Genomic DNA, 20,848 nt, shown 5'->3' with positions numbered 1-20,848 from the left:
GGCACTCCGAAGGCGCACACTGGCCGTAAATAATTTCGTAACAACTGGCCCGGTTAGTGTGAAACAGCTTCCTCTGTTCCCTTATAATGCCAGTCAGTTACTGAACGTACCGGAAAAGACCCGAGCAGATGCAGGACACCTATATTTTCAAGGAAATCCCGTCACAGCGGCCTAACACCCCGTTGCTGAACCGGATTGACGAACCGGCCCAGCTGAGAGAGCTGGCACCGGAACAGCTGACCCAGCTGGCCCGGGAACTCAGGGCCTTTCTGCTATGGTCAGTGGGCCAGACTGGCGGCCATTTCGGAGCCGGGCTTGGGGTACTTGAGCTTACGGTCGCCCTGCACTACGTCTTTGATACCCCAAACGACCGCCTGATCTGGGATGTCGGCCATCAGGCCTACCCCCACAAGATCCTGACCGGCCGCAAGGCAGCCATGGGCAGCATCCGGCGCAAAGGCGGGCTGGCAGGCTTTCCGAAACGGGCAGAGAGCGAATACGACACCTTCGGGGTGGGCCACTCCAGCACATCAATCAGCGCGGCACTCGGCATGGCCATTGCTGCGCGCCTGCAACAGACCGGCCGTAAAAGCATTGCCGTCATAGGTGATGGTGCCATGACCGCCGGCATGGCCTTCGAGGCCCTGAATCACGCAGGCCATCTGCACGCCGACATGCTGGTGGTACTGAACGACAATGACATGTCGATCTCCCGGAACGTTGGCGGGCTGTCCAATTACTTTGCCAAGCTGCTGTCCAGTCGCACCTACAATCAGGTCCGTGACGGCAGTAAAAAGGTTCTTCAGGGGGCGCCACATCTGATGGCGCTGGCGAAGAAGACGGAAGAACACTTCAAGGGGATGATTGCCCCCGGCACCCTGTTCGAAGAACTCGGGTTCAACTACATCGGACCCATCGATGGCCATGACCTGCCCCTGCTGGTGGAAACCCTGGAGAACATCCGCGAGCTTGAAGGCCCGCAGTTCCTTCATGTTGTGACAACCAAGGGCAAAGGGTTTGCCCCGGCCGAAGCGGATCCGATCGGTTACCATGCCATTAACAAGATCGAACCGGTGCCCCCCAGCAAACCTGAGCCGGTCCAACCGAAACCGGCAAAACCCAAATACGCCAATGTCTTTGGTCAGTGGCTTTGCGATTCCGCCGAACAGGATGAGCGTGTCGTAGGCATCACACCCGCCATGTGCGAGGGCTCGGACCTGCTGGCGTTTTCGGAGCGCTTCCCTGAACGCTATTTTGATGTCGCCATTGCCGAACAGCACGCGGTCACTCTGGCCGCCGGTCTGGCCTGTGACGGAGCCAAGCCGGTCGTTGCCATCTACTCGACGTTCCTTCAGCGAGCCTACGATCAACTGATCCACGATGTTGCGATACAGAATCTGGACGTCCTGTTCGCCATTGATCGCGCGGGGCTGGTCGGTGAAGACGGTCCGACTCACGCAGGTGCCTTTGACATCACCTACCTGCGTTGCGTGCCGAACATGGTCATTATGACGCCCTCGGACGAAAACGAGACCCGCCAGATGCTGCAGACAGGCATGTTGTATAACGGTCCGGCATCGGTCCGTTATCCCCGGGGAACCGGACCGGGCACCGACATTCAGCAGGCACTAACGCCGTTAGAGATAGGCCGGGGCCGCAAGATACGCAGTGGTAAGGACGTGGCCGTGCTCAACTTCGGCACTCTGCTGGCACCGGCTTTGGCCGCAGCGGAAGCTCTTGGTGCTACGGTTGCCGATATGCGTTTCGTAAAACCCATTGATCAAGAGCTGATACTGGAACTGGCCGAACAGCATGAATTGCTGGTCACTGTGGAAGAAAACGCCATTGCCGGCGGCGCCGGCAGTGCCGTGACCGAATTCCTGAATAACAGTCAGGTGTCGATGCCAGTACTTCAACTGGGCCTGCCTGACACCTTTATGGACCACGGCAAACACGGAGAACTGCTGACAGATTGCGGCCTGGATGCTGCGGGAATTGAGTCAGCCATCCGCACGCGCATGGAAACCCTTCGCCACCAGAACCTGACAGCAGTCAAGTAAACACAATGTTTGACCGCAGAAAACAAAAAGCCCGCGATTCTCGCGGGCTTTTTAGTCACCAAGGACCTATCCGGACAGCTTAACCTTCCGGGTCGTCGTCCTGATGAGTCTCCAGCCAGTGGCCCAGTTTGCTCTGCTTGGTGTTGAGATAGTGTTCGTTGTGAGGATTCCGACCAACATGCAGCGGTACCCTCTCCGCGATTTCAATGCCGTAGGAGGACAACGCTTTTACCTTTCGTGGATTGTTGGTCATCAGCCGCAAGCTCTGGATCCCGAGATGCTCCAGCATATCCTTGCACATACTGTAATCCCGAAGATCCGCTGCAAAACCGAGGCGCTCGTTGGCTTCAACAGTGTCCGCGCCCTGATCCTGCAGGTGATAGGCCCGGATCTTGTTCAGCAAACCAATTCCTCTGCCCTCCTGGCGCAGATACATCAGAATACCGCGCCCCTCCCGGGCGATGCTCCGCAGCGCCTCCTCCAGCTGATAACCGCAGTCACAACGCATGCTGTAGAGGGCATCGCCGGTCAGACATTCGGAGTGGGTACGGGCAAGCATCGGTTCGTCACTGTCCAGATCACCCAGAGTCAGGGCAACATGCTCCTTTCCGGTGTCAGGTTCTTCAAAGCCGTGCATATCGAAAACCCCGAACGGGGTCGGCAACCGGCAGGTCTGGATATAACGAACAGCCACAGTGTTTCCTCGTGGTTCACTCAATCGGGCCGCGCATTCTATCACGGGCCCGCCCGCTTGGCGTAGTCTGGACACTGTCGCTCCTCTTGTGTGGTTCTGGTAACCAACACTTACGAGCGTAGCGACACGGCAGATCAGGACTTGCCGGCAATCCAGTGGCCACTGCGACCACCTTTTTTCTCCAGCAGACGCACCGAACCGATTTCCATGCCACGGTCGACAGCTTTGCACATGTCATAGAGAGTCAGCGCCGCAACACTTGCAGCGGTCAACGCCTCCATCTCGACACCGGTCTGACCTGACAATTTACAACGGGTAAGAATGTACACAGACGCCCCATCATCCCCCGGGCTCAGTTCGACTTTCACGGAGGTCAGATTCAACGCGTGACACAAGGGAATCAGATCATGAGTTTTCTTTGCTGCCATAATACCGGCGATGCGGGCAACGGCGAGAACATCGCCCTTCGGGTGCTCACCCTCAATAATCATTCTGAGGGTTTCCGGCGCCATTCGGATGGTCGCTTCGGCGCGGGCTTCCCGTTCGGTGGTCGCCTTGTCGGTCACGTCCACCATGCGGGCTTCGCCCCTGTCATCGAGATGGGTCAGTTTACTCACGAAGTCTCCCGGAATCAGTTGTCCATGATGAAAAAAACGCTGCAGCAGCATAACAGAGATGATCACTTCATGGCTCAGTTGTCTCAGCTTTGAGGCCACCAGAAACGGATACCCGCGATTCCCTGCCCGCCTCGCTGACGGGCTTCGCCGAGATCACCCGGCGAAAGCCCTCCCAGCGCGAACACCGGTAAACTGGCATCGGATACCAGATCGGAGAAGGCCTGCCAGCCAAGAGTCGGAGACCCTGGGTGACTCTCCGTTGGCTGAACCGGTCCGAGAGTGACATAGTCTGCACCGAGAGCAACGGCCCGGTCTATTTCCTGTTTGTCATGACAGGAAACGCCCAGCCATACTCCATCCGGAACCGGTCTCGCCGCCAGCCCGGCCGCCTCTCGCCAGGGCAGATGCAGGCCACGGGCACCAGGCGTGGCACTGAACACCTCAGGACCACCGTGCACGATCAGCTCGCACCCGAACGCGTCACATACCGGAACCGCAGCAGCAGCAAACTCCCCATATTCCCGCCTGCTCATAGACGGAGCCCTGAGCAGCACCATCCGGGGCCGGGCGGCTTCCAACCCAGCCCGAAGGTGGAGGATCGCTTGCGCCAGATCGGACGCTGCTCCGGTTATCGCCAATTGCCGGGGCAGGCGAAGCGCCCGGATGATCGGCCGGTTGGCAACCGGAAAGTCTTCATCCCGCAGCTGATCCGGGCGGCACCACTGAACCGGCTGACCCTCGCATCCTCTGGCCTCGCCTTCGGCGGCTCTGGTCTCCCAGACATCCAGGAAAACCCGCTTGTCGCCATAGTCATGACGGATACCGATAACCGACTCCAGGGACGCCTCAGGCACCCGAAGACTGGTTTCTTCAGCAATCTCCCGAACCAGCGCCGACTGAACACTCTCCCCCGGCTCCACCTTGCCGCCGGGAAACTCCAGCAAACCGCCCTGATGCGCGTGGTCCGGGCGCCTGGCAATCAGCACCCGCCCGTCCCGTACAACCACCGCAACGGCAACGTGAATCTCTTTTACCCCCGTCTCAGGCCCAGACATGCTCAGGTACGATACTCAGCGTTGATGGTGACGTAGTCGTGGGAAAAGTCACAGGTCCAGACCGTCTCACGCACATCGCCCCGCCGGAGATCAATGCCAATGGTGATCTCCTCCTGGTCCATCACGGCCTGCCCGCGGGCTTCCGAGTAATCGTCGGCCCGGCCACCGTTGCGGACCAGACATACATCACCCAGGTAGATTTCTAGAGCGTTGAGATCCAGTCCATCGACCTCCGCGCGCCCCACCGCCGCCAGAATCCGGCCCCAGTTCGGATCTGAGGCGAACAGTGCCGTTTTGACCAGAGGCGAATGTGCGACCGTGTAAGCTACGTCCAGAGCCTCCTGCTGACTGGCTGCCCCGCTGACATCAATCGTGACGAACTTGGTTGCCCCCTCTCCATCCCGGACAATGGCATGAGCCAGCTCCAGATAAATTGCCTCCAGGGCCTCCCTGAGCTTTGGCAATGACGGGCTGGACGCAGTGATTTCGGGCCCGCTGTATTGCCCACTGGCCATCAACATACAGGCGTCGTTGGTGGAAGTGTCGCCATCAATGGTAATGCGGTTGAAGGATATCTCACCCAGCTCCGAAGCAAGCGTTTGCAGAAGTTCCGGAGCAATCCGGGCATCGGTCGCGATAAAGCCGAGCATGGTCGCCATATTGGGACGAATCATGCCTGCGCCCTTGCTGATGCCGGAGATCGTCACAGTATGACCATCGAGTTCCACCTGACAGGAGGCGCCTTTGGGGCGGGTATCGGTGGTCATGATGCCGCTGGCAGCTTCAGCCCAGCGATTTTCGGCGGTATTCGCCAGTGCCTCGGGCAGGGCTTCGACGATCTTCTGAACCGGTAACGGCTCGCCAATCACTCCCGTGGAAAACGGCAAGACTTCAGCTTCACTAACGCCCGCCTGGCTTGCCAGCGCCTGACAACAGGCCACCGCATCCTGAAACCCCTGCTCGCCGGTTCCGGCATTGGCATTGCCCGTGTTGACCAGCAGATATCTGGGTGACGCCTCGGCCAGATGCTGTCGGCTCAGGGTGACCGGGGCTGCGCAGAACCGGTTTCTTGTGAAGATCCCGGCAACCTGGCTTTGCGGAGCCAGTTCGAACACAACCACATCCTTACGCCCCGGTTTCTTGATCCCGGCACTGGCAATGCCGAGTTTAACTCCGGCCACCGGATAAAACTCAGGTAAGGTTCCCGGACCTACCGCCATCCTGACACTCCTCTGTTTTTAATTCTGCTGAAGGGACCACTACAGCTGATTTGTAACGAAAAAACCCGCAGCCCACCAGTCTTGGCTGGCAGATTGCGGGTTCCGGTAGCGCGATCAATTCTCCGAATTAGCTGACCTTGCCATGACACTGCTTGTATTTCTTGCCGGACCCGCAGGGACAGGGCTCATTTCGGCCCACCTTGCGCTCCTGTCGTACAAAGGTCTCCGGGGTCGACTGTCTGGCGCCATCCGCATCGCCATCATCCGGGTTCTGGGCTGTGGCGCTGGTCTCGTCATGCCGCAGACGAGCCCGGGCGAGTTCCTCTTCAAGCTCCTGCTTGCGTCGACGCTCGACTTCTTCCATTTCTTCGCGACTCTGAACACGCACGTGGCAAAGCACCCTGGTTACATCGCGCTTCATGGTCTCGAGCATATTTTCAAACAGGTTGAACGCCTCACGCTTGTATTCCTGCTTGGGATTCTTCTGGGCATAGCCCCGCAGATGGATACCCCGACGCAGGTGATCCATGTTGGAAAGGTGCTCCTTCCACAAGGTATCCAGCACCTGCAGGAACACCTGCTTTTCGAACTTGCGCATGGATTCGGAGCCGGCAACCTCTTCCTTGGCTTCGTAGGCAGCCACAATCTCGTCCAGGATCTTCTGGCGCAGACTATCCTCATACAGCTTGTTATCGTCTGCCAGCCACTGCTGAATCGGAAGATCTATGGCCATCTCAGACTGAAGCTGAGACTCCAGCCCGGAGACATCCCATTGTTCCGGCATGCTTTGGGGCGGAATGTACTCGCTGATCAGAGAGTCAACCACGTCTTCCCGAATGGTTTTGACCATCTCCGAAACGTCGTCAGACGACATGACTTCATTTCGCTGGTCATAGATCACCGTACGCTGATCGTTCGCCACATCGTCGTATTCGAGCAAGGTCTTCCGCATATCGAAGTTGCGACCTTCCACCTTGCGCTGCGATTTCTCGATGGCGTTGGAAACCATCCGGTGCTCAATGGCCTCACCCTTTTTCATGCCCATAGCCTGCATCAGGCTCTTGACCCGATCAGGTGCAAAGATGCGCATGAGATTATCTTCCAGGGACAGGAAAAATCTGGAAGAACCAGGATCGCCCTGGCGACCGGCCCGGCCCCGCAGCTGGTTATCAATTCGGCGGGACTCATGGCGCTCTGTACCAATGATGTGCAGACCACCGGCCTCAAGCACCTGATTGTGACTCTCGGTCCATTCCGCCTTGACCCTGGCTACCTCTTCTTCTGAAGGGTTGTCCATGGCCGCAACTTCGTGTTCCCAGTTACCACCCAACACGATGTCGGTGCCACGGCCAGCCATGTTGGTGGCAATGGTCACCGCGCCTGCACGACCCGCCTGGGCAATGATATGGGCTTCGGATTCGTGCTGCTTGGCGTTCAGAATTTTGTGTTCAATCCTTGCCTTCTTGAGCAGCATGGACAGAAGTTCAGAGGCTTCGATAGAGGCCGTGCCGACCAGTATCGGTCGTCCATCGGCGGTGACATCCTTGATCTCGTCAATAATCGCGTGGAATTTTTCTTCCTGGGTCAGATAGACCAGGTCGTTATAGTCAATCCTCTGGATGTGCTTGTTAGGCGGAATGACCACCACATCAAGGCCATAGATCTGACGAAATTCGAAGGCTTCAGTGTCGGCCGTGCCCGTCATACCGGCGAGCTTGTCATATAACCTGAAATAGTTCTGGAAGGTGGTGGAAGCCAGCGTCTGACTTTCAGCCTGGATCTTGACGCCTTCTTTCGCTTCAACCGCCTGATGCAGTCCTTCGCTCCAGCGACGCCCCGGCATGGTCCGGCCAGTGTGCTCATCGACAATAACCACCTGGCCACTCTGGACAATATAGTCCACATCCTTCTGAAACAGATGATGAGCGCGTAATGCCGAATGAACGTGGTGCAGCAGGCTCAGGTTCGTTGCCGAATACAGACTTTCACCTTCCTGCAGAAGGCCGCGCCCGAGCAAAAGTTCCTCGACTTTCTCGTGGCCACTTTCAGTCAGCTCGACTTGCCGGGACTTCTCGTCAATCGTGAAGTCGCCGCTCGGATCCCCCTCTTCAGGCACTTCGCCTTTTTCCAGGCTGGGAATAAGTTCATTGATGGCCTGGTACAGCTTAGAACTGTCCTCCGCTGCACCTGAGATAATCAGCGGCGTTCTGGCTTCGTCTATCAGGATCGAGTCGACTTCGTCCACGATCGCGTAGTTCAGTCCGCGCTGGACCTTGTCCTCGGAACTGAACGCCATGTTGTCGCGCAGGTAGTCAAAACCAAATTCGTTATTGGTACCGTAGGTAATATCCGCCTGATAAGCCGCTCGCTTTTCCTCGGCAGGCTGTCCCGAGGCAACCACACCCACCTGCATACCCAGGAATCGGTACAGCTTGCCCATCCACTCGGCATCTCGACGAGCCAGGTAATCATTCACGGTCACAACGTGAACACCTTTACCGGACAGCGCGTTGAGATAGACAGCAGCGGTGGCCACCAGGGTCTTGCCTTCACCGGTCTTCATTTCTGCAATCCGGCCTTCGTGCAGGGTAATACCACCGATCAGCTGGACATCGTAATGCCGCATACCCATGACCCGGCGACCTGCCTCACGCACCGTTGCAAATGCTTCCGAGAGCAATGCATCGAGGGTTTCACCCTCGTCAATCCGGCGACGGAACTCGGCAGTCTTGCCTTGCAACTCGGAGTCAGACAGAGTGCCATATTTCTCTTCAAGCTCATTAATGCGTATGACAGCCTTACGCATTCTCTTGATTTCCCTGGCGTTTTTGCTGCCGAACATCTTGGTTGCAAGATTTGTGAACATAGACCACTGCTTCTTTGATTAAACGGAGGAAGCCGGCATTCTAACCTTATTTCGCAACAGGACAAAAGGCAGGCCTCACACAGGCGCAATAAGTCGCCGAAAAGGCACCGGATTCACGGATAAAATCTGGCAGGACTCAGAATGGCAGAAGCCCGTTGGCGGCAGAGGAGAGGCAGGAACCGGCCTATCGGCTCGCCCGCTTGATATAGGTTTCCGGATTTTCAGACTTGCCGTTCCTGATGACTTCAAAGTGAACATGAGGTCCGGTTGAACGTCCGGTGCTGCCCATCAACGCCACCACCTGGCCCTTCTGGACAACGTCCCCCACCTTGACCTTGATGGTCTTGCAGTGAGCGTAGCGGGTTACCAGGCCATCACCATGATCGACTTCGACAAGATTGCCGTAACCATGGCGCTCCCCAGCATAGGTCACCACACCGCCTGCGACAGAGATAATATCGCTGCCATCCTTACCGGCCAGATCAACCCCGGCATGCCAGGTGCGCTTGCCAGTGAACGGATCAGAACGATAACCGTACTTGGAAGACAGCCAACCCCAGGTTATCGGACGACCTTCAAGGTAAAGTTCATCCTCCAGCCTCTTACTGGATGCCAGCTTATCCAGTAACCGAAGTTGCTGTTCACGATCCTTGATCCGCCATTCCATTTCCTCGATCATTCGAGTCAACTCCGGGGCGGTAAAAGAATCACCTGACAACGCATCTTCCGGCCCCCCAACCGCAGCGGGCTGATCGAAGTCGAATTCATCACTGGCGACCAAACCAGACTCTACAAAACGCTGACCCAGAGCATCCAGACGCAACAAACGGCCCTGAATCTCGCCCAGCCGCAGGGTCAGTGCATCAACCTGTTGTTGAACGTTTTCTTTAATACCGGCCAGCTCTGTTTCTTGCTCTGACAGTTCGCGCTGCCACTGAGCAACCAGCTCTGAATCCGTCGGTTCTATTGCCTCAGCCTGCCCGATCGCCACCCGGTAACCGGCCCAAGCCGCAGCAAGAATCATCACAAGCGCCAATAAAAAAAGCGCAACAAAAAAAGCACTGTTGACTGACAACGCACGGGATTTCCCGTGGTGATTCCCAACGAAAATTATGTTCATATCGTCATCTGGCTTTATCGATGAGCCGCAACCGCATCCTGTAGCGTTGCGTCCCGGAATAGACCGAGTGGGTCTGCCATCCTGTGGCAACAGCTGCAAACTGAAAATATACAGCGCCCGGTAGACATACTCATTTCGTACAATGTAAAACGAGTGTAATACAGGAACGACCTTTAAAGAGTTCAGAAGTGTAACCAATGGTTAACGAAGCCGTCGAGTGAAAACATGCCAATGAAACCAAAAGGTGATCAAAAAACGACCTTCGACAAGCTCGGCAAGAACCCGGCTCTCAAAGAGCTCGTAGCCAGAGCCGAACTTCACCGACAGGCTGAGGTAGAAGTCCTGGCTGCACTTCCTGACGCATTGCTTGAGGGTACACGCTTTGTCAGCTGCAAAGACGGTGAGCTGGTCCTGACGGCTGAAACCGCCGGCAAAGCCAGTCAGATCCGCTTCCGACAGCACGAAATTATGGGAAACTTGCGAGAAAACGAATTGTTCAGGTTTGTCTGGAAGCTGAAGGTCAAGGTCTCCCCACCAAGATTCAGGGAAAAACCGGCATTCAAGAAAGAACCTTTGAGCAAAGAAAATGCCCGACTCCTCAAAGAGGAAGCCGGGCACACGAAGGATAAAGCATTACGCGAGGTTCTCGAAAAACTCGCTAGCCACGTCCGGAATTAAAGCATCCCGCTTCAGCCCGCCGCCAGCACGGGCTTCATGTAGGAGATTGGGGCAGTAGCTTCATCATCGAAGGTAACTACTTCCCAAGCATCCTCTTCCGCCCGAAGCTTACGCAACAGTTTGTTATTCAGATCATGGCCGGATTTGATACCCCGGAACTCTCCAATCAGGCTATTGCCCAACTGATACAGATCACCGATGGCATCAAGCAGCTTGTGCTTTACGAATTCGTCGTCATAGCGCAGCCCGTCTTCGTTGAGGATTTTGTAATCGTCAACGACGATCGCATTATCCACACTCCCACCAAGCGCAAGGTTCATGGCACGCAGTTTTTCGATGTCACGCATGAACCCAAAGGTCCTTGCCCTGCTGACTTCCTTAACAAAGGACGTACTTGAGAAATCAACAGTTGCAGTCTGAGCTCGGCCTTTGAACACCGGGTGATCGAAGTCGATACCAAAGCTCACTTTGAAACCTTCGAAAGGCAACAAGGTCGCTTTTTTGTCATCTTCCTCAACCGTTACTTCACGCTTGATGCGGATGAAACGCTTGGCCGCGTCCTGCTCGGCAATACCAGCGGACTGCAGCAGAAACACAAATGGCCCGGCTGAGCCGTCCATAATTGGCACTTCTGCGGCGCTAAGCTCGACGAAACAGTTGTCAATTCCGAGACCAGCCATGGCCGAAAGCAGATGCTCTACGGTCGCCACACGGACACCATCTCTCACCAGCGTCGTGGACAGCATTGTCTCACCTACATTTTCCGCGCAGGCACGAATCTCGACCATCGGATCAAGATCGGTACGGCGGAAGATGATACCGGAGTCAACCGGGGCAGGCTTGAGAGTCAGGTAAACCTTCTCACCCGAATGCAGGCCCACGCCGGTGGCACGGATGGTATTTTTAAGTGTCCGTTGTCTGATCATCGGTACATAATTCCGTCACAAATTGGCGATATTCTGGGCAAAAAACTGCTCGGAGAATATCAGAAAATAAGACTGAATACCATTTAACCAACCTGTTGTTGCAGAATGTTCATTCAGCAAACAACCCACGGCAGTCAGTGCACGCAGCTACTGGCCTGGAAGCTCAAACTTTCATACTTGAACCATAACCCAGTAACAATTGCACTAGGTTATCAATCAGCCTGCCGGCGAAGGAATGCGGGAATATCGAGATAGTCGACACCCTGCTCTTCGCTGTCCTTGCTTTCATCGATAGCCACGTTGCCATGAGACACTGCGCGGCGACGAAGTACAGCGGGACGATCCAGCTGGTTATAGTCAGTTTTCCCATCCAGGGTCCGTGTATTGTCCACCACCTTGGTCGGCTTCTCACGATCACCGCCCAGACCGGTTGCAACCACGGTCACTTTCAGCTCCTCGGTCATTTCCGGATCGATTACCGTACCGACAACAACCGTCGCGGCGTCAGAAGCAAACTCCCGCACAATGTCACCGACCTCGGAGAACTCACCAAGATTCAGATCCATACCAGCGGTGATATTGACCAGAATGCCTTTGGCGCCCTGAAGATTGATATCCTCGAGCAGCGGGCTGCGAATGGCTGCTTCCGCGGCCTCCCGGGCACGGTTTTCACCAGTAGCGCGGGCAGTACCCATCATAGCCATACCCATCTCGGACATGACCGTCTTAACGTCGGCAAAATCGACGTTAATCATGCCATTACGGGTGATCAGATCAGCGATACCCTGAACCGCCCCGAGGAGCACATCGTTAGCTGCGGCAAATGCGTCCAGCAGGCTGGTCTTCTTGCCCATGACCGCCAACAGCTTTTCGTTCGGAATGGTAATCAGCGAGTCCACGCTTTCTTCAAGCTCTTTCAGACCGGACTCGGCAACACTCATGCGCTTGCCGCCTTCGAACATAAACGGCTTGGTCACAACGGCAACGGTGAGGATGCCCAGTTCACGGGCCACTTCCGCCACGATCGGCGCAGCGCCAGTGCCGGTACCACCACCCATGCCTGCCGTGATGAAGACCATGTCCGCGCCCTTGATTGATTCGGCAATTCGGTCTCGGTCTTCCAGAGCGGACTGGCGACCCACTTCAGGATTCGCTCCGGCACCCAGCCCCTTGGTGATATTGCCACCGAGCTGAATGATCTGGCGCGCATCCATATCAGTCAGCGCCTGGGCATCCGTGTTGGCGCAGATAAATTCTACACCTTCGATGTCGCTGTTAAGCATATGGCGAACGGCGTTTCCGCCACCACCGCCAACACCGACGACTTTAATGACCGCGTTTTGCTGGACATTATCGACGAGTTCAAACATATCCCCTACTCCTTCGTGCTGTTTTCAGCCTTTTCCAGGCTGTTTGTTCGAGATTGTGTTTTCGAGATACCTTCGTTTTCTAACTACCTGGCTCACTCAGAAATGACCGGTAAACCAGGCTTTCATGCGCTCAAACAGCGAGGGTGCATCTTCACCCTTGAGCACTGGCGCCCGCCCCAGATCCATCTGGCGGAAACCATGAATCAACAACCCGACGCCGGTGGCGTATATGGGATTGTTGACTACCTCCGTCATGCCGGAAACTGCCTGCGGACAGGCCAGCCTTACCGGCATATGAAAGATTTCTTCTGCCAGCTCCACCACTCCTTCCATGGTTGAGGAACCGCCAGTAATCACGATGCCAGCCGGAATCAGGTCTTCAAATCCAGACCGGCGCAGTTCTGACTGCACCAGTGTGAACAGCTCCTCATACCGGGGCTCAACGACCTCAGCCAGCGCCTGTCGGGAAAGATCCCGCGGAGCACGATCACCGACACTGGGCACCTTGATAGTTTCATCTGCCCCCGCCAGCTGAGTCAGTGCACAGGCGTACTTGATCTTGATTTCTTCCGCATTCTGGGTGGGCGTGCGCAAAGCCATCGCAATATCGTTGGTCACCTGATCGCCAGCAATAGGAATGACCGCGGTGTGCCGGATTGCGCCGCCGGTAAAAACGGCTATGTCTGTTGTGCCGCCACCAACATCCACCACGCAGACGCCCAGTTCCTTTTCGTCCTCGGTGAGAATGGCGTGGCTGGACGCCAGCTGTTCCAGAATGATGTCATCCACCTCAAGACCGCAGCGCTTCACACACTTGTCGATATTCTGAGCGGCATTGACGGCGCAGGTCACCAGGTGCACTTTGGCTTCAAGGCGGACACCAGACATGCCCATTGGCTCCTTGATACCTTCCTGACTGTCGATCACGAATTCCTGGGGCAGAATGTGAAGGATCTTCTGGTCTGCAGGAATCGCCACCGCTTGCGCGGCATCGATAACCCGGTCAATGTCAGCCTGGGTAACTTCACGGTCACGGATAGCAACAATGCCGTGAGAATTCAGGCTTTTGATGTGGCTACCTGCGATGCCTGCATACACCGAGTGGATACGGCACCCAGCCATCAACTCCGCCTCTTCCACCGCGCGCTGAATAGCCTGGACCGTGGTTTCAATGTTCACCACCACTCCACGCTTGAGGCCCCGGGAAGGGTGGGAACCTATGCCCACCACTTCGATGGTCCCGTCCATCTTGCGCTTGCCGACAATCGCAACCACTTTCGAGGTTCCGATATCGAGGCCGACAATCATATTTTCCGTTTCATCCGATGACATGTGTTCCACCAAACCGTAGGTCTGAATTAACCGTTTCTATGATTGTGGGATGGAGGCTGTCTCAACAGCCTTCCACTTGACCGCTACACCATTGGTGTAGCGGGCATCTACCCGACTGACTTCGTCCGAACGCGCTGCCAACCGACTTTCGTAAACCGTAATGAACCGCTCGAACCGTTGTTCAACCTGATCCCGGCCTAATACCACTTCAATGCCATTGGCCAGTCGCAGGGTCCAGGCCCCCCTGTGCTCCAGAGCCAGGCCCGAAAATCCCAGGCCCCGGGCAGTCAGCTTGTCACTCATGGCCCGCGCCATAGTGATCACTTCCCGCACCCTTTCGTCAGGTCCCGCCAACCGCGGCAGCCGGCCAGCGACCTCGGGATTGGGCGGCGCAAACAATTCACCAGTCCGGCTGACCAGACGGCCGTCCGTCCAATAAGCCAGAGGCTTCTTCTCCCTGATATCGATCACCAGGCGGTCAGGCCATACCCGGCGCACCGCAGCGGTTTCCACCCATGGGCGGCGCTCCAGGCTTGCCTTGATTTCCGAGAGATCCGATGCGAAGTAACTCTTGCCTATCCAGTCGCCCGCAGCCCGCTCGATGGCTACCCGGCTATCACCAACAAACTCGCCCTTTACATCCACCGCGAGGATCTGCTGATCCATTGCCCCCAAAACCTTGCCTGTGCCCCAGGGCACAAGTGCAGCCAAAAGAACAATCACAGCCCCCATGCCCACCTGAAGCCAGGGCACAGCCGCCAGAACGCCCTTCAACACGCCAAACCGGTCCCGCTCAGGACCGAGGGACGTCGCCCCCCGGCGCCGCGGGGGCTCAGACGGTGTCGCCCGGCTCCGGATCAGCAGTGTTTCATGCATCGGGATCCTCCAGGGAGTCCTTCAGTATCCGGACCACCAACTCCTCAAAACTAATCCCCGCCGCCCGTGCCGCCATGGGCACGAGACTGTGATCGGTCATCCCCGGCACAGTATTGACTTCCAGCAGCCAGAACTTGCCGTCACTGTCCTGCATAATGTCAACCCGGCCCCAGGTACGGCAGCCAACAACCCTGAACGCCTCCAGTGCCAGTTGTTGAAGCCTCATCTCATCATCGGGCACCAGACCGCAGGGAATACGGTAGCGGGTATCGTCAGCCAGGTACTTTGCGTCGTAATCGTAGAAAATGTGCTCGGTGCTGGCGCTCAGCCCGATGGCCGGAAGAGCCCGATCTTGAAGCAGACTGACCGTAAACTCAGGCCCCTCGATCCATTCCTCGACCAGTACCAGACTGTCCAGGGCCGCAGCGGCTTCGTAGGCTTCGACCAGTTCCGCAACGGTATGCACCTTTCGGATTCCGATGCTGGAGCCTTCCCGGGACGGCTTGACACTCAACGGCACCCGCAACTGATCAACAATCTGAACAGCCTCTTCCGCACCGGACATGATTCGGAACTTCGGCGTGGGCAAACCGCAGCCTTCAAATACGTATTTGGTTCTCAGCTTGTCCATAGCCAGCGCCGAGGCCAGCGTTTCACTACCGGTATAAGGAATCCCGGCCTGGGAGAGAATGGCCTGAAGAGTACCGTCCTCGCCTCCACGACCATGCAACGCAATGAAAACCCGGTCGAATTGCGGATTCTCAACGGCCTTCAACAGGCATCCCCTGACATCTTCTGCATAGGCATCCACGCCGGCGGACACCAGAGCCGCCAGGATCGCTCTTCCGCTTTTCAACGACACTTCACGCTCGGCGGAATCTCCGCCCATAAAGACAGCCACACGACCCAGCGCCCGCACGAGTTCAGGATCAGCCTGGTAGGCTTGTGCTTCTGAATGCTGCATATCACTCACCCGCCATCACTCCCGCGGCCGCCAGCCGCGCCGCAACGCCGCCAATATCACCGGCGCCCTGAGTAATCAGAAGGTCGCCATCCTGCAGAACGTTGGCCAGCAGAGCTTCAATTTCACCGTTATCCTCAACAAATACCGGTTCAACCTGACCGCGCTGGCGAATACTGCGACACAGGGCACGACCGTCGGCACCCGGAATTGCGGCTTCGCCGGCGGAATAAACATCCATCAGCAGCAGGCCGTCTACTTCAGAAAGCACCCGGACGAAGTCCTCATAAAGATCCCGGGTGCGGCTAAACCGGTGCGGCTGGTAGAGCATGACCAGACGACGATCCGGCCAGGCGTCATGCGCGGCTCTGATGACCGCTTCGACTTCCGTCGGGTGGTGTCCGTAATCATCCACCAGCGTAACCAGGCCCTTCGGCGTCTGGTAATCGCCATAAACCTGGAACCTGCGCCCCACACCAGCAAAACCAGCCAGTCCGCGACAGATCGCATCGTCCGCAACGCCCTCATCAGTGGCCACGGCAATGGCTGCCAGGGCATTCAACACGTTGTGGCGACCGGGCATTTTCAGCTCGACCGTCAGGTCACTCCTGCCAGCTGGACGCTTGACCACAAAGTGCGTCCGCAAGCCATCGGAATTGATATGTTCGGCACGGTAATCCGCATCCGGGTTGTCAATCCCATAGGTAATAATCGCCCGGGAAATCCGGGGAATTATTTCCTGAACATAACCATCATCCACACACATCACCGCAACGCCGTAGAACGGGAGATTGTGCAGAAAATCCACAAAGGTCTGCTTGAGCTTCTCAACATCCCCGCCGTAGGTATCCATGTGATCCGCTTCGATGTTGGTCACCACGGAAATCACCGGTGTCAGGTGAAGGAACGACGCGTCACTCTCGTCTGCCTCTGCCACCAGATAGCGGGATCCGCCCAGCTGTGCATTGGTTCCGGCACTGTTCAGCTTGCCGCCAATCACAAAGGTAGGGTCCAGGCCCGCTTCGCCCAGAATCGATGCGATCAGGCTGGTGGTGGTGGTCTTGCCATGGGTGCCAGCCACAGCGATGCCATGACGATAACGCATGATTTCCGCCAGCATTTCTGCCCTGGGTACAATTGGCACCCGGCGGCTGCGCGCCGCTACCACCTCGGGGTTGTCTGCCGCGACGGCCGAAGACACCACAACAACATCAGCGCTGGCGCTGTTCTCTTCCCGGTGGCCAATCTGAACCTCAACCCCCATCGCTTTCAGGCGATCGGTCACCGCGCCTTCTTTGATATCCGATCCTGAAACGTCATAGCCCTGGTTTTTGAGGACTTCGGCGATGCCGCTCATCCCGGCGCCACCAATTCCCACAAAATGGATGTGACGGATCCGGCGCATTTCAGGCACCTGATAGACCAGGGGCGGATTGGTTGCATCAGCCATGGGCGGCCTCCAGACAGTAATTCACGACTCTCTCCGTTGCATCAGGGCGGGCCAGCGATCTGGCGGCCTTCGCCATATCGGTTACCCGGATTCGATCCCGGGCCAGGTCACCCAGGGTTTCGGCCAACACTGCCGGGGTCATTTTTGATTGTGGAATCAGGATGGCGGCTTTCTCGGACACCAACTGTTGCCCATTTCTGGTCTGATGGTCGTCCACCGCGTGTGGAAACGGCACCAGTACCGAACCAATTCCCACCGCGCACAGCTCTGATACCGTCAACGCGCCAGAGCGGCATAGCACCAAGTCCGCCCATTTATAGGCCTCAGCCATGTCCTTGATGAACGGCTCCACACGGGCCTCAACCCCGTGCTGCTCATAGGACTTCCGCGCTGCCTCGGCATGACGTTCGCCACACTGATGACGAACCACTGGCCTATCGGTTTCAGGCAACATGGCCAGGGCCTCGGGCAGTTGCTCGTTGAATACCTGCGCACCGAGACTGCCACCAATCACCAGTAACCTGAGCGCGCCCTGGCGTCCGGCCAGGCGTGTTTCAGGTTCAGGCAGAGCGGCGAGATCTTCCCGTACCGGATTGCCGGTACAGCGAGTGACCACTTTCGGCCCGAAGCTACCCGGGAAGGCTTCCAGCACTGTTTTGGCAAATCGCACCAGAATCCGGTTCGTCATGCCAGCTATGGCATTCTGTTCATGAATAACCACCGGCGTCTTGCTTAACCAGGCTGCGACACCACCAGGCCCAGTCACAAACCCACCCATACCAACGACGCAATCCGGGCGGATCCGGCGCAGAACGGTAAAGGCTTCACCCAAAGCCCGCATCAGCCGGAACGGCGCCAGCAACAGAGCAAGCTTGCCCTTGCCTCGCAAACCGGAAATATGAATCAATGACAGCGGAATATCAGTTTCCCCAATCAGCCGCTGTTCCATACCGCCAGTGGCTCCCAGCCAGTACACTTCGTGACCTTTAGCCTCAAGTGCCCGCGCGGTCGCCAGAGCTGGAAATACGTGGCCGCCGGTACCTCCGGCCATCATCAGAAAACGACGAGGTTCAGTCATACACTGCCCCTCCCCGCTTCTTTGGAGCAGTCTTTTCACGGGCCTGCCTTTCCTGATCAAGACGCTCCATCTCCACGCGGGCCAGGATACCGATGCAAATGCAGGTAATCATCAGACTGGAGCCGCCATAGCTGACCAGGGGCAGGGTCAGCCCCTTGGTTGGCAGGAGGCCGGTACTGACCGCCATGTTGATCCCCGCCTGCAGGCCAATCAGCAACGTCAGGCCATAAGCGAAACAGGCAGCGAAGGGCATATCCGCGTTCTCTGCCCGGCGAGCAATGACAAACCCGCTAATCACCAAAAGGGTAAACAGGCCCAGCACCAGCAGGGAACCCAGAAGGCCAAACTCTTCGGCGATAATGGCAAAGATGAAGTCCGTGTGGGCCTCTGGCAGATAGAACAACTTCTGGATGGAATTCCCGAGCCCGACGCCCCCCCAGTCTCCCCGACCGAAGGCAATCAGTGACTGCGTTAGCTGGTAGCCACTGTCGAACTGATCTTTCCAGGGGTCAAGATAGCTGACGACCCGTTTCAAACGGTACGGCTGAGTAACGATCAGAATGACACCCAGAAACACCAGCGTACCTATGAGAGGTACAAATCGGCTAAGCCGCACACCACTCAGAAAGATCATTCCCGCCGCTGCTGTTACCAGGACAACAGTGGCACCAAAGTCCGGCTGGATAACCAGAAGGACCGAAGCCACACCAAGAACGACCAGTGGCTTGATGAAACCAGGCCAGGTGTTGAGCAGCTCTTCCCGGCGACGAACCACGTAGCCTGCCAGGTAGGCAATGACGCAGAGCTTCGCCACCTCTGAAACCTGGACGTTAAACAGACCAAACGGAATCCAGCGGGTAGAACCATTGACGGTTCTTCCCAGGGGCGTAAGCACCAACACAAGGACCAGCAGGCCGGTTCCGAGAAGTAACCATCCGCTGCGCTCCCACCAGCCCACCGGCACATTCACGGCAACCAGGGCGAGCACGCAGCCAAGGCCTGCGAACATCAACTGACGAATCACATAGTGGTAACTGTTACCCATGGTTTCAGTTGCCATGTCCATGGACGCGGATGAAATCATGACAACACCCACCACCAGCAATGCGATCGAACTGATCACAAGCATTGGCAACGGCTGAATTTCACCCATCCAATGGTTCCGGTTCGGCAGAGAGAGATCGGCATGCATCACAGCATCTCCACCAGTGAACGGAACTGATCACCGCGATCGAGATAATCACGGAACATGTCAAAGCTGGCACAAGCCGGTGAGAGCAGGACCCGGTCTCCAGGAACTGCCAACTCTGCCGAACGAGACACTGCCTCCGCCAGATTCGCCATGCGATGGACCGGAGTCCCGCTGCCGAGTACATCCGCAATAGCCGGAGCGTCGTGACCAATCAGCAGGACAACACGGCAGTGACGTGCGACGGGAGCGTCCAGAGCGGTGAAATCGGCTCCTTTGCCATCGCCACCGGCAATCAACACCACCTTGCCATGCTCAGGAGCAAGACTCTCGATCGCGGCAACGGTTGCGCCGACGTTGGTTCCCTTGGAGTCGTTTATATAATCCACATCATTCACCCGGCGCACGAATTCACACCGGTGCGGCAGTCCCGGAAATGCCCGGACAACAGCCAGCATTGTATCCATCGGCAGACCAGCCGCATGCCCCAGCGCCAGAGCGGCCATCACGTTGCTGATATTGTGCTGACCCAGCAGCTTCAGGTCATTTGCCAGTAGCAGGTTATCGAAACCAAAGGTGATCCAGGTTCCCTGGTCATCGTCTCGCGTACTGAACGTCTCCGGGTTTACCCGGTGAAATCCGAAGCACAAGAATCTCAGGTTGTCTCTTGCCATCGGTGTACTCAAGGCATCGTCCAGATTGACAATGGCATTACTGCACCCCCGAAATATCCGCTGTTTGGCCTGAAAATAGGCCATCTTGTTCGGATAGCGGTCCATATGGTCGTCGCTGACATTCAGCACGGTGGCCGCCAGGGCATTGAGTTCGTCCGTGGTCTCTAGCTGGAAACTCGACAATTCCAGTACGTATAGATCCGCACCTCGCCCCAACAGGTCCAGCGCGGGCGTACCAATATTGCCACCCACGGCAACGTTTCGACCTGCAGCTTTTGCCATCTCACCCACCAGAGTGGTGACCGTGGTTTTACCGTTCGAGCCGGTGATAGCCACAATGGGGGCATCAGCTGCCTCAGCGAACAGGTCAACATCTCCGCGGATTTTGGCGCCATGCTTTTCCGCTTTAACAATCGCGGGCTCCGCTATGCTGATGCCAGGGCTTACCACCAGCTCGTTAAAACCGGAAAACAGTTCGGCGTCAAATACCCCCAGGTACACAGGAACATCTGGCCAGTCCGCCCTCAACTGCTCCAGACCGGGTGGCGACATACGACTGTCAGCTACAGCCACTTCCCGACCTTGCCCGGACAGATAACGCACGCAGGAGAGCCCGGTTTTACCGAGCCCTACGACCAGCGTACGACGATCCGAAACAATGACACTCATAGCGGTAACACGT

Annotated in this window: 17 protein-coding genes; 2 read left to right on the top strand and 15 right to left on the bottom strand. The window is 56.8% G+C overall.

Annotated elements, in window-relative coordinates; translation table 11 throughout:
• Positions 1–128: 128 nt before the first annotated feature.
• A complete protein-coding gene (gene dxs / locus KO499_RS09245; protein ID WP_215983460.1) occupies positions 129–2,060 on the top strand; it encodes a 1-deoxy-D-xylulose-5-phosphate synthase in 1,932 nt (643 codons plus the stop codon).
• A gap of 79 nt (positions 2,061–2,139) precedes the next feature.
• Here the strand turns inward: dxs and ribA are convergent, their stop codons facing one another.
• The 6 genes from ribA to KO499_RS09215 all read right to left on the bottom strand — a co-directional run bounded on the left by ribA (position 2,140) and on the right by KO499_RS09215 (position 9,632).
• Positions 2,140–2,754, bottom strand: coding sequence for a GTP cyclohydrolase II (gene ribA / locus KO499_RS09240; RefSeq protein WP_215983459.1), 615 nt, complete (start codon positions 2,752–2,754; stop codon positions 2,140–2,142).
• 134 nt (positions 2,755–2,888) lie between these two features.
• Positions 2,889–3,422 carry a cyclic pyranopterin monophosphate synthase MoaC gene (gene moaC, locus KO499_RS09235; RefSeq protein ID WP_228339886.1) on the bottom strand — a complete coding sequence of 178 codons (534 nt, stop codon included), beginning with the start codon at positions 3,420–3,422 and terminating at the stop codon, positions 2,889–2,891.
• A gap of 32 nt (positions 3,423–3,454) precedes the next feature.
• Positions 3,455–4,426, bottom strand: coding sequence for a Nudix family hydrolase (locus tag KO499_RS09230; protein WP_215983457.1), 972 nt, complete (start codon positions 4,424–4,426; stop codon positions 3,455–3,457).
• A 2-nt stretch (positions 4,427–4,428) separates the two neighbouring features.
• Positions 4,429–5,646: a bifunctional glutamate N-acetyltransferase/amino-acid acetyltransferase ArgJ gene (gene argJ / locus KO499_RS09225; protein ID WP_215983456.1), complete on the bottom strand. Its 1,218-nt coding sequence runs from the start codon at positions 5,644–5,646 to the stop codon at positions 4,429–4,431.
• A 127-nt stretch (positions 5,647–5,773) separates the two neighbouring features.
• Complete coding sequence (secA, locus tag KO499_RS09220; protein WP_215983455.1) at positions 5,774–8,512, bottom strand: preprotein translocase subunit SecA; 2,739 nt, start codon at positions 8,510–8,512, stop codon at positions 5,774–5,776.
• Positions 8,513–8,696: 184 nt separating this feature from the next.
• Positions 8,697–9,632 carry a M23 family metallopeptidase gene (locus tag KO499_RS09215; RefSeq protein WP_228339863.1) on the bottom strand — a complete coding sequence of 312 codons (936 nt, stop codon included), beginning with the start codon at positions 9,630–9,632 and terminating at the stop codon, positions 8,697–8,699.
• A gap of 231 nt (positions 9,633–9,863) precedes the next feature.
• On the opposite strand from KO499_RS09215, the gene KO499_RS09210 reads away from it, so the two are divergent.
• Entirely contained in the window at positions 9,864–10,310 is a 447-nt protein-coding gene (locus tag KO499_RS09210; RefSeq protein WP_215983884.1) for a DciA family protein, read from the top strand.
• A gap of 11 nt (positions 10,311–10,321) precedes the next feature.
• Here the strand turns inward: KO499_RS09210 and lpxC are convergent, their stop codons facing one another.
• The 9 genes from lpxC to murD form a co-directional block, all read right to left on the bottom strand.
• A complete protein-coding gene (lpxC, locus tag KO499_RS09205) occupies positions 10,322–11,236 on the bottom strand; it encodes a UDP-3-O-acyl-N-acetylglucosamine deacetylase (protein WP_215983454.1) in 915 nt (304 codons plus the stop codon).
• A 212-nt stretch (positions 11,237–11,448) separates the two neighbouring features.
• Positions 11,449–12,606, bottom strand: coding sequence for a cell division protein FtsZ (gene ftsZ, locus KO499_RS09200; protein WP_215983453.1), 1,158 nt, complete (start codon positions 12,604–12,606; stop codon positions 11,449–11,451).
• Positions 12,607–12,702: 96 nt separating this feature from the next.
• On the bottom strand, positions 12,703–13,938 hold the full coding sequence (ftsA, locus tag KO499_RS09195; protein WP_215983452.1) for a cell division protein FtsA: 1,236 nt from the start codon (positions 13,936–13,938) through the stop codon (positions 12,703–12,705).
• 36 nt (positions 13,939–13,974) lie between these two features.
• Positions 13,975–14,814: a cell division protein FtsQ/DivIB gene (locus tag KO499_RS09190; RefSeq protein ID WP_215983451.1), complete on the bottom strand. Its 840-nt coding sequence runs from the start codon at positions 14,812–14,814 to the stop codon at positions 13,975–13,977.
• A complete protein-coding gene (locus tag KO499_RS09185) occupies positions 14,807–15,778 on the bottom strand; it encodes a D-alanine--D-alanine ligase (RefSeq protein ID WP_215983450.1) in 972 nt (323 codons plus the stop codon). Before KO499_RS09185 ends, KO499_RS09190 begins: the two co-directional genes overlap by 8 nt.
• Before the next feature lies 1 nt (position 15,779).
• Positions 15,780–17,225, bottom strand: a complete 1,446-nt coding sequence (gene murC / locus KO499_RS09180; protein WP_215983449.1) for a UDP-N-acetylmuramate--L-alanine ligase — start codon at positions 17,223–17,225, stop codon at positions 15,780–15,782.
• Complete coding sequence (gene murG / locus KO499_RS09175) at positions 17,218–18,303, bottom strand: undecaprenyldiphospho-muramoylpentapeptide beta-N-acetylglucosaminyltransferase (protein WP_215983448.1); 1,086 nt, start codon at positions 18,301–18,303, stop codon at positions 17,218–17,220. The genes murC and murG overlap by 8 nt, the downstream gene beginning before the upstream one ends.
• Entirely contained in the window at positions 18,296–19,495 is a 1,200-nt protein-coding gene (gene ftsW / locus KO499_RS09170; protein WP_215983447.1) for a putative lipid II flippase FtsW, read from the bottom strand. The genes murG and ftsW overlap by 8 nt, the downstream gene beginning before the upstream one ends.
• Positions 19,495–20,835 (bottom strand): UDP-N-acetylmuramoyl-L-alanine--D-glutamate ligase, encoded by a 1,341-nt coding sequence (gene murD, locus KO499_RS09165; RefSeq protein ID WP_215983446.1) that lies wholly within the window; start codon positions 20,833–20,835, stop codon positions 19,495–19,497. Before murD ends, ftsW begins: the two co-directional genes overlap by 1 nt.
• Positions 20,836–20,848 lie beyond the last annotated feature (13 nt).

Source organism: Marinobacter sp. F3R08, from assembly GCF_018860425.1.
In the GTDB taxonomy this organism is placed as follows: Bacteria; Pseudomonadota; Gammaproteobacteria; order Pseudomonadales; family Oleiphilaceae; genus Marinobacter.
The sequence above is the reverse complement of the archived record's forward strand: the minus strand, read 5'-3'. Positions and strand labels throughout refer to the sequence as shown.

What these genes read in the sequence shown, in the direction of transcription:
- ftsA (WP_215983452.1), bottom strand. Translation starts at nt 13,938, where the DNA reads ATGTCATCGGATGAAACGGAAAATATGATTGTCGGCCTCGATATCGGA.
- KO499_RS09185 (WP_215983450.1), bottom strand. Translation starts at nt 15,778, where the DNA reads ATGCAGCATTCAGAAGCACAAGCCTACCAGGCTGATCCTGAACTCGTG.
- murC (WP_215983449.1), bottom strand. Translation starts at nt 17,225, where the DNA reads ATGGCTGATGCAACCAATCCGCCCCTGGTCTATCAGGTGCCTGAAATG.
- ftsZ (WP_215983453.1), bottom strand. Translation starts at nt 12,606, where the DNA reads ATGTTTGAACTCGTCGATAATGTCCAGCAAAACGCGGTCATTAAAGTC.
- murG (WP_215983448.1), bottom strand. Translation starts at nt 18,303, where the DNA reads ATGACTGAACCTCGTCGTTTTCTGATGATGGCCGGAGGTACCGGCGGC.
- secA (WP_215983455.1), bottom strand. Translation starts at nt 8,512, where the DNA reads ATGTTCACAAATCTTGCAACCAAGATGTTCGGCAGCAAAAACGCCAGG.
- moaC (WP_228339886.1), bottom strand. Translation starts at nt 3,422, where the DNA reads ATGCTGCTGCAGCGTTTTTTTCATCATGGACAACTGATTCCGGGAGAC.
- dxs (WP_215983460.1), top strand. Translation starts at nt 129, where the DNA reads ATGCAGGACACCTATATTTTCAAGGAAATCCCGTCACAGCGGCCTAAC.
- KO499_RS09215 (WP_228339863.1), bottom strand. Translation starts at nt 9,632, where the DNA reads ATGAACATAATTTTCGTTGGGAATCACCACGGGAAATCCCGTGCGTTG.
- KO499_RS09210 (WP_215983884.1), top strand. Translation starts at nt 9,864, where the DNA reads ATGAAACCAAAAGGTGATCAAAAAACGACCTTCGACAAGCTCGGCAAG.
- KO499_RS09230 (WP_215983457.1), bottom strand. Translation starts at nt 4,426, where the DNA reads ATGTCTGGGCCTGAGACGGGGGTAAAAGAGATTCACGTTGCCGTTGCG.
- murD (WP_215983446.1), bottom strand. Translation starts at nt 20,835, where the DNA reads ATGAGTGTCATTGTTTCGGATCGTCGTACGCTGGTCGTAGGGCTCGGT.
- ftsW (WP_215983447.1), bottom strand. Translation starts at nt 19,495, where the DNA reads ATGCATGCCGATCTCTCTCTGCCGAACCGGAACCATTGGATGGGTGAA.
- lpxC (WP_215983454.1), bottom strand. Translation starts at nt 11,236, where the DNA reads ATGATCAGACAACGGACACTTAAAAATACCATCCGTGCCACCGGCGTG.
- KO499_RS09190 (WP_215983451.1), bottom strand. Translation starts at nt 14,814, where the DNA reads ATGCATGAAACACTGCTGATCCGGAGCCGGGCGACACCGTCTGAGCCC.
- argJ (WP_215983456.1), bottom strand. Translation starts at nt 5,646, where the DNA reads ATGGCGGTAGGTCCGGGAACCTTACCTGAGTTTTATCCGGTGGCCGGA.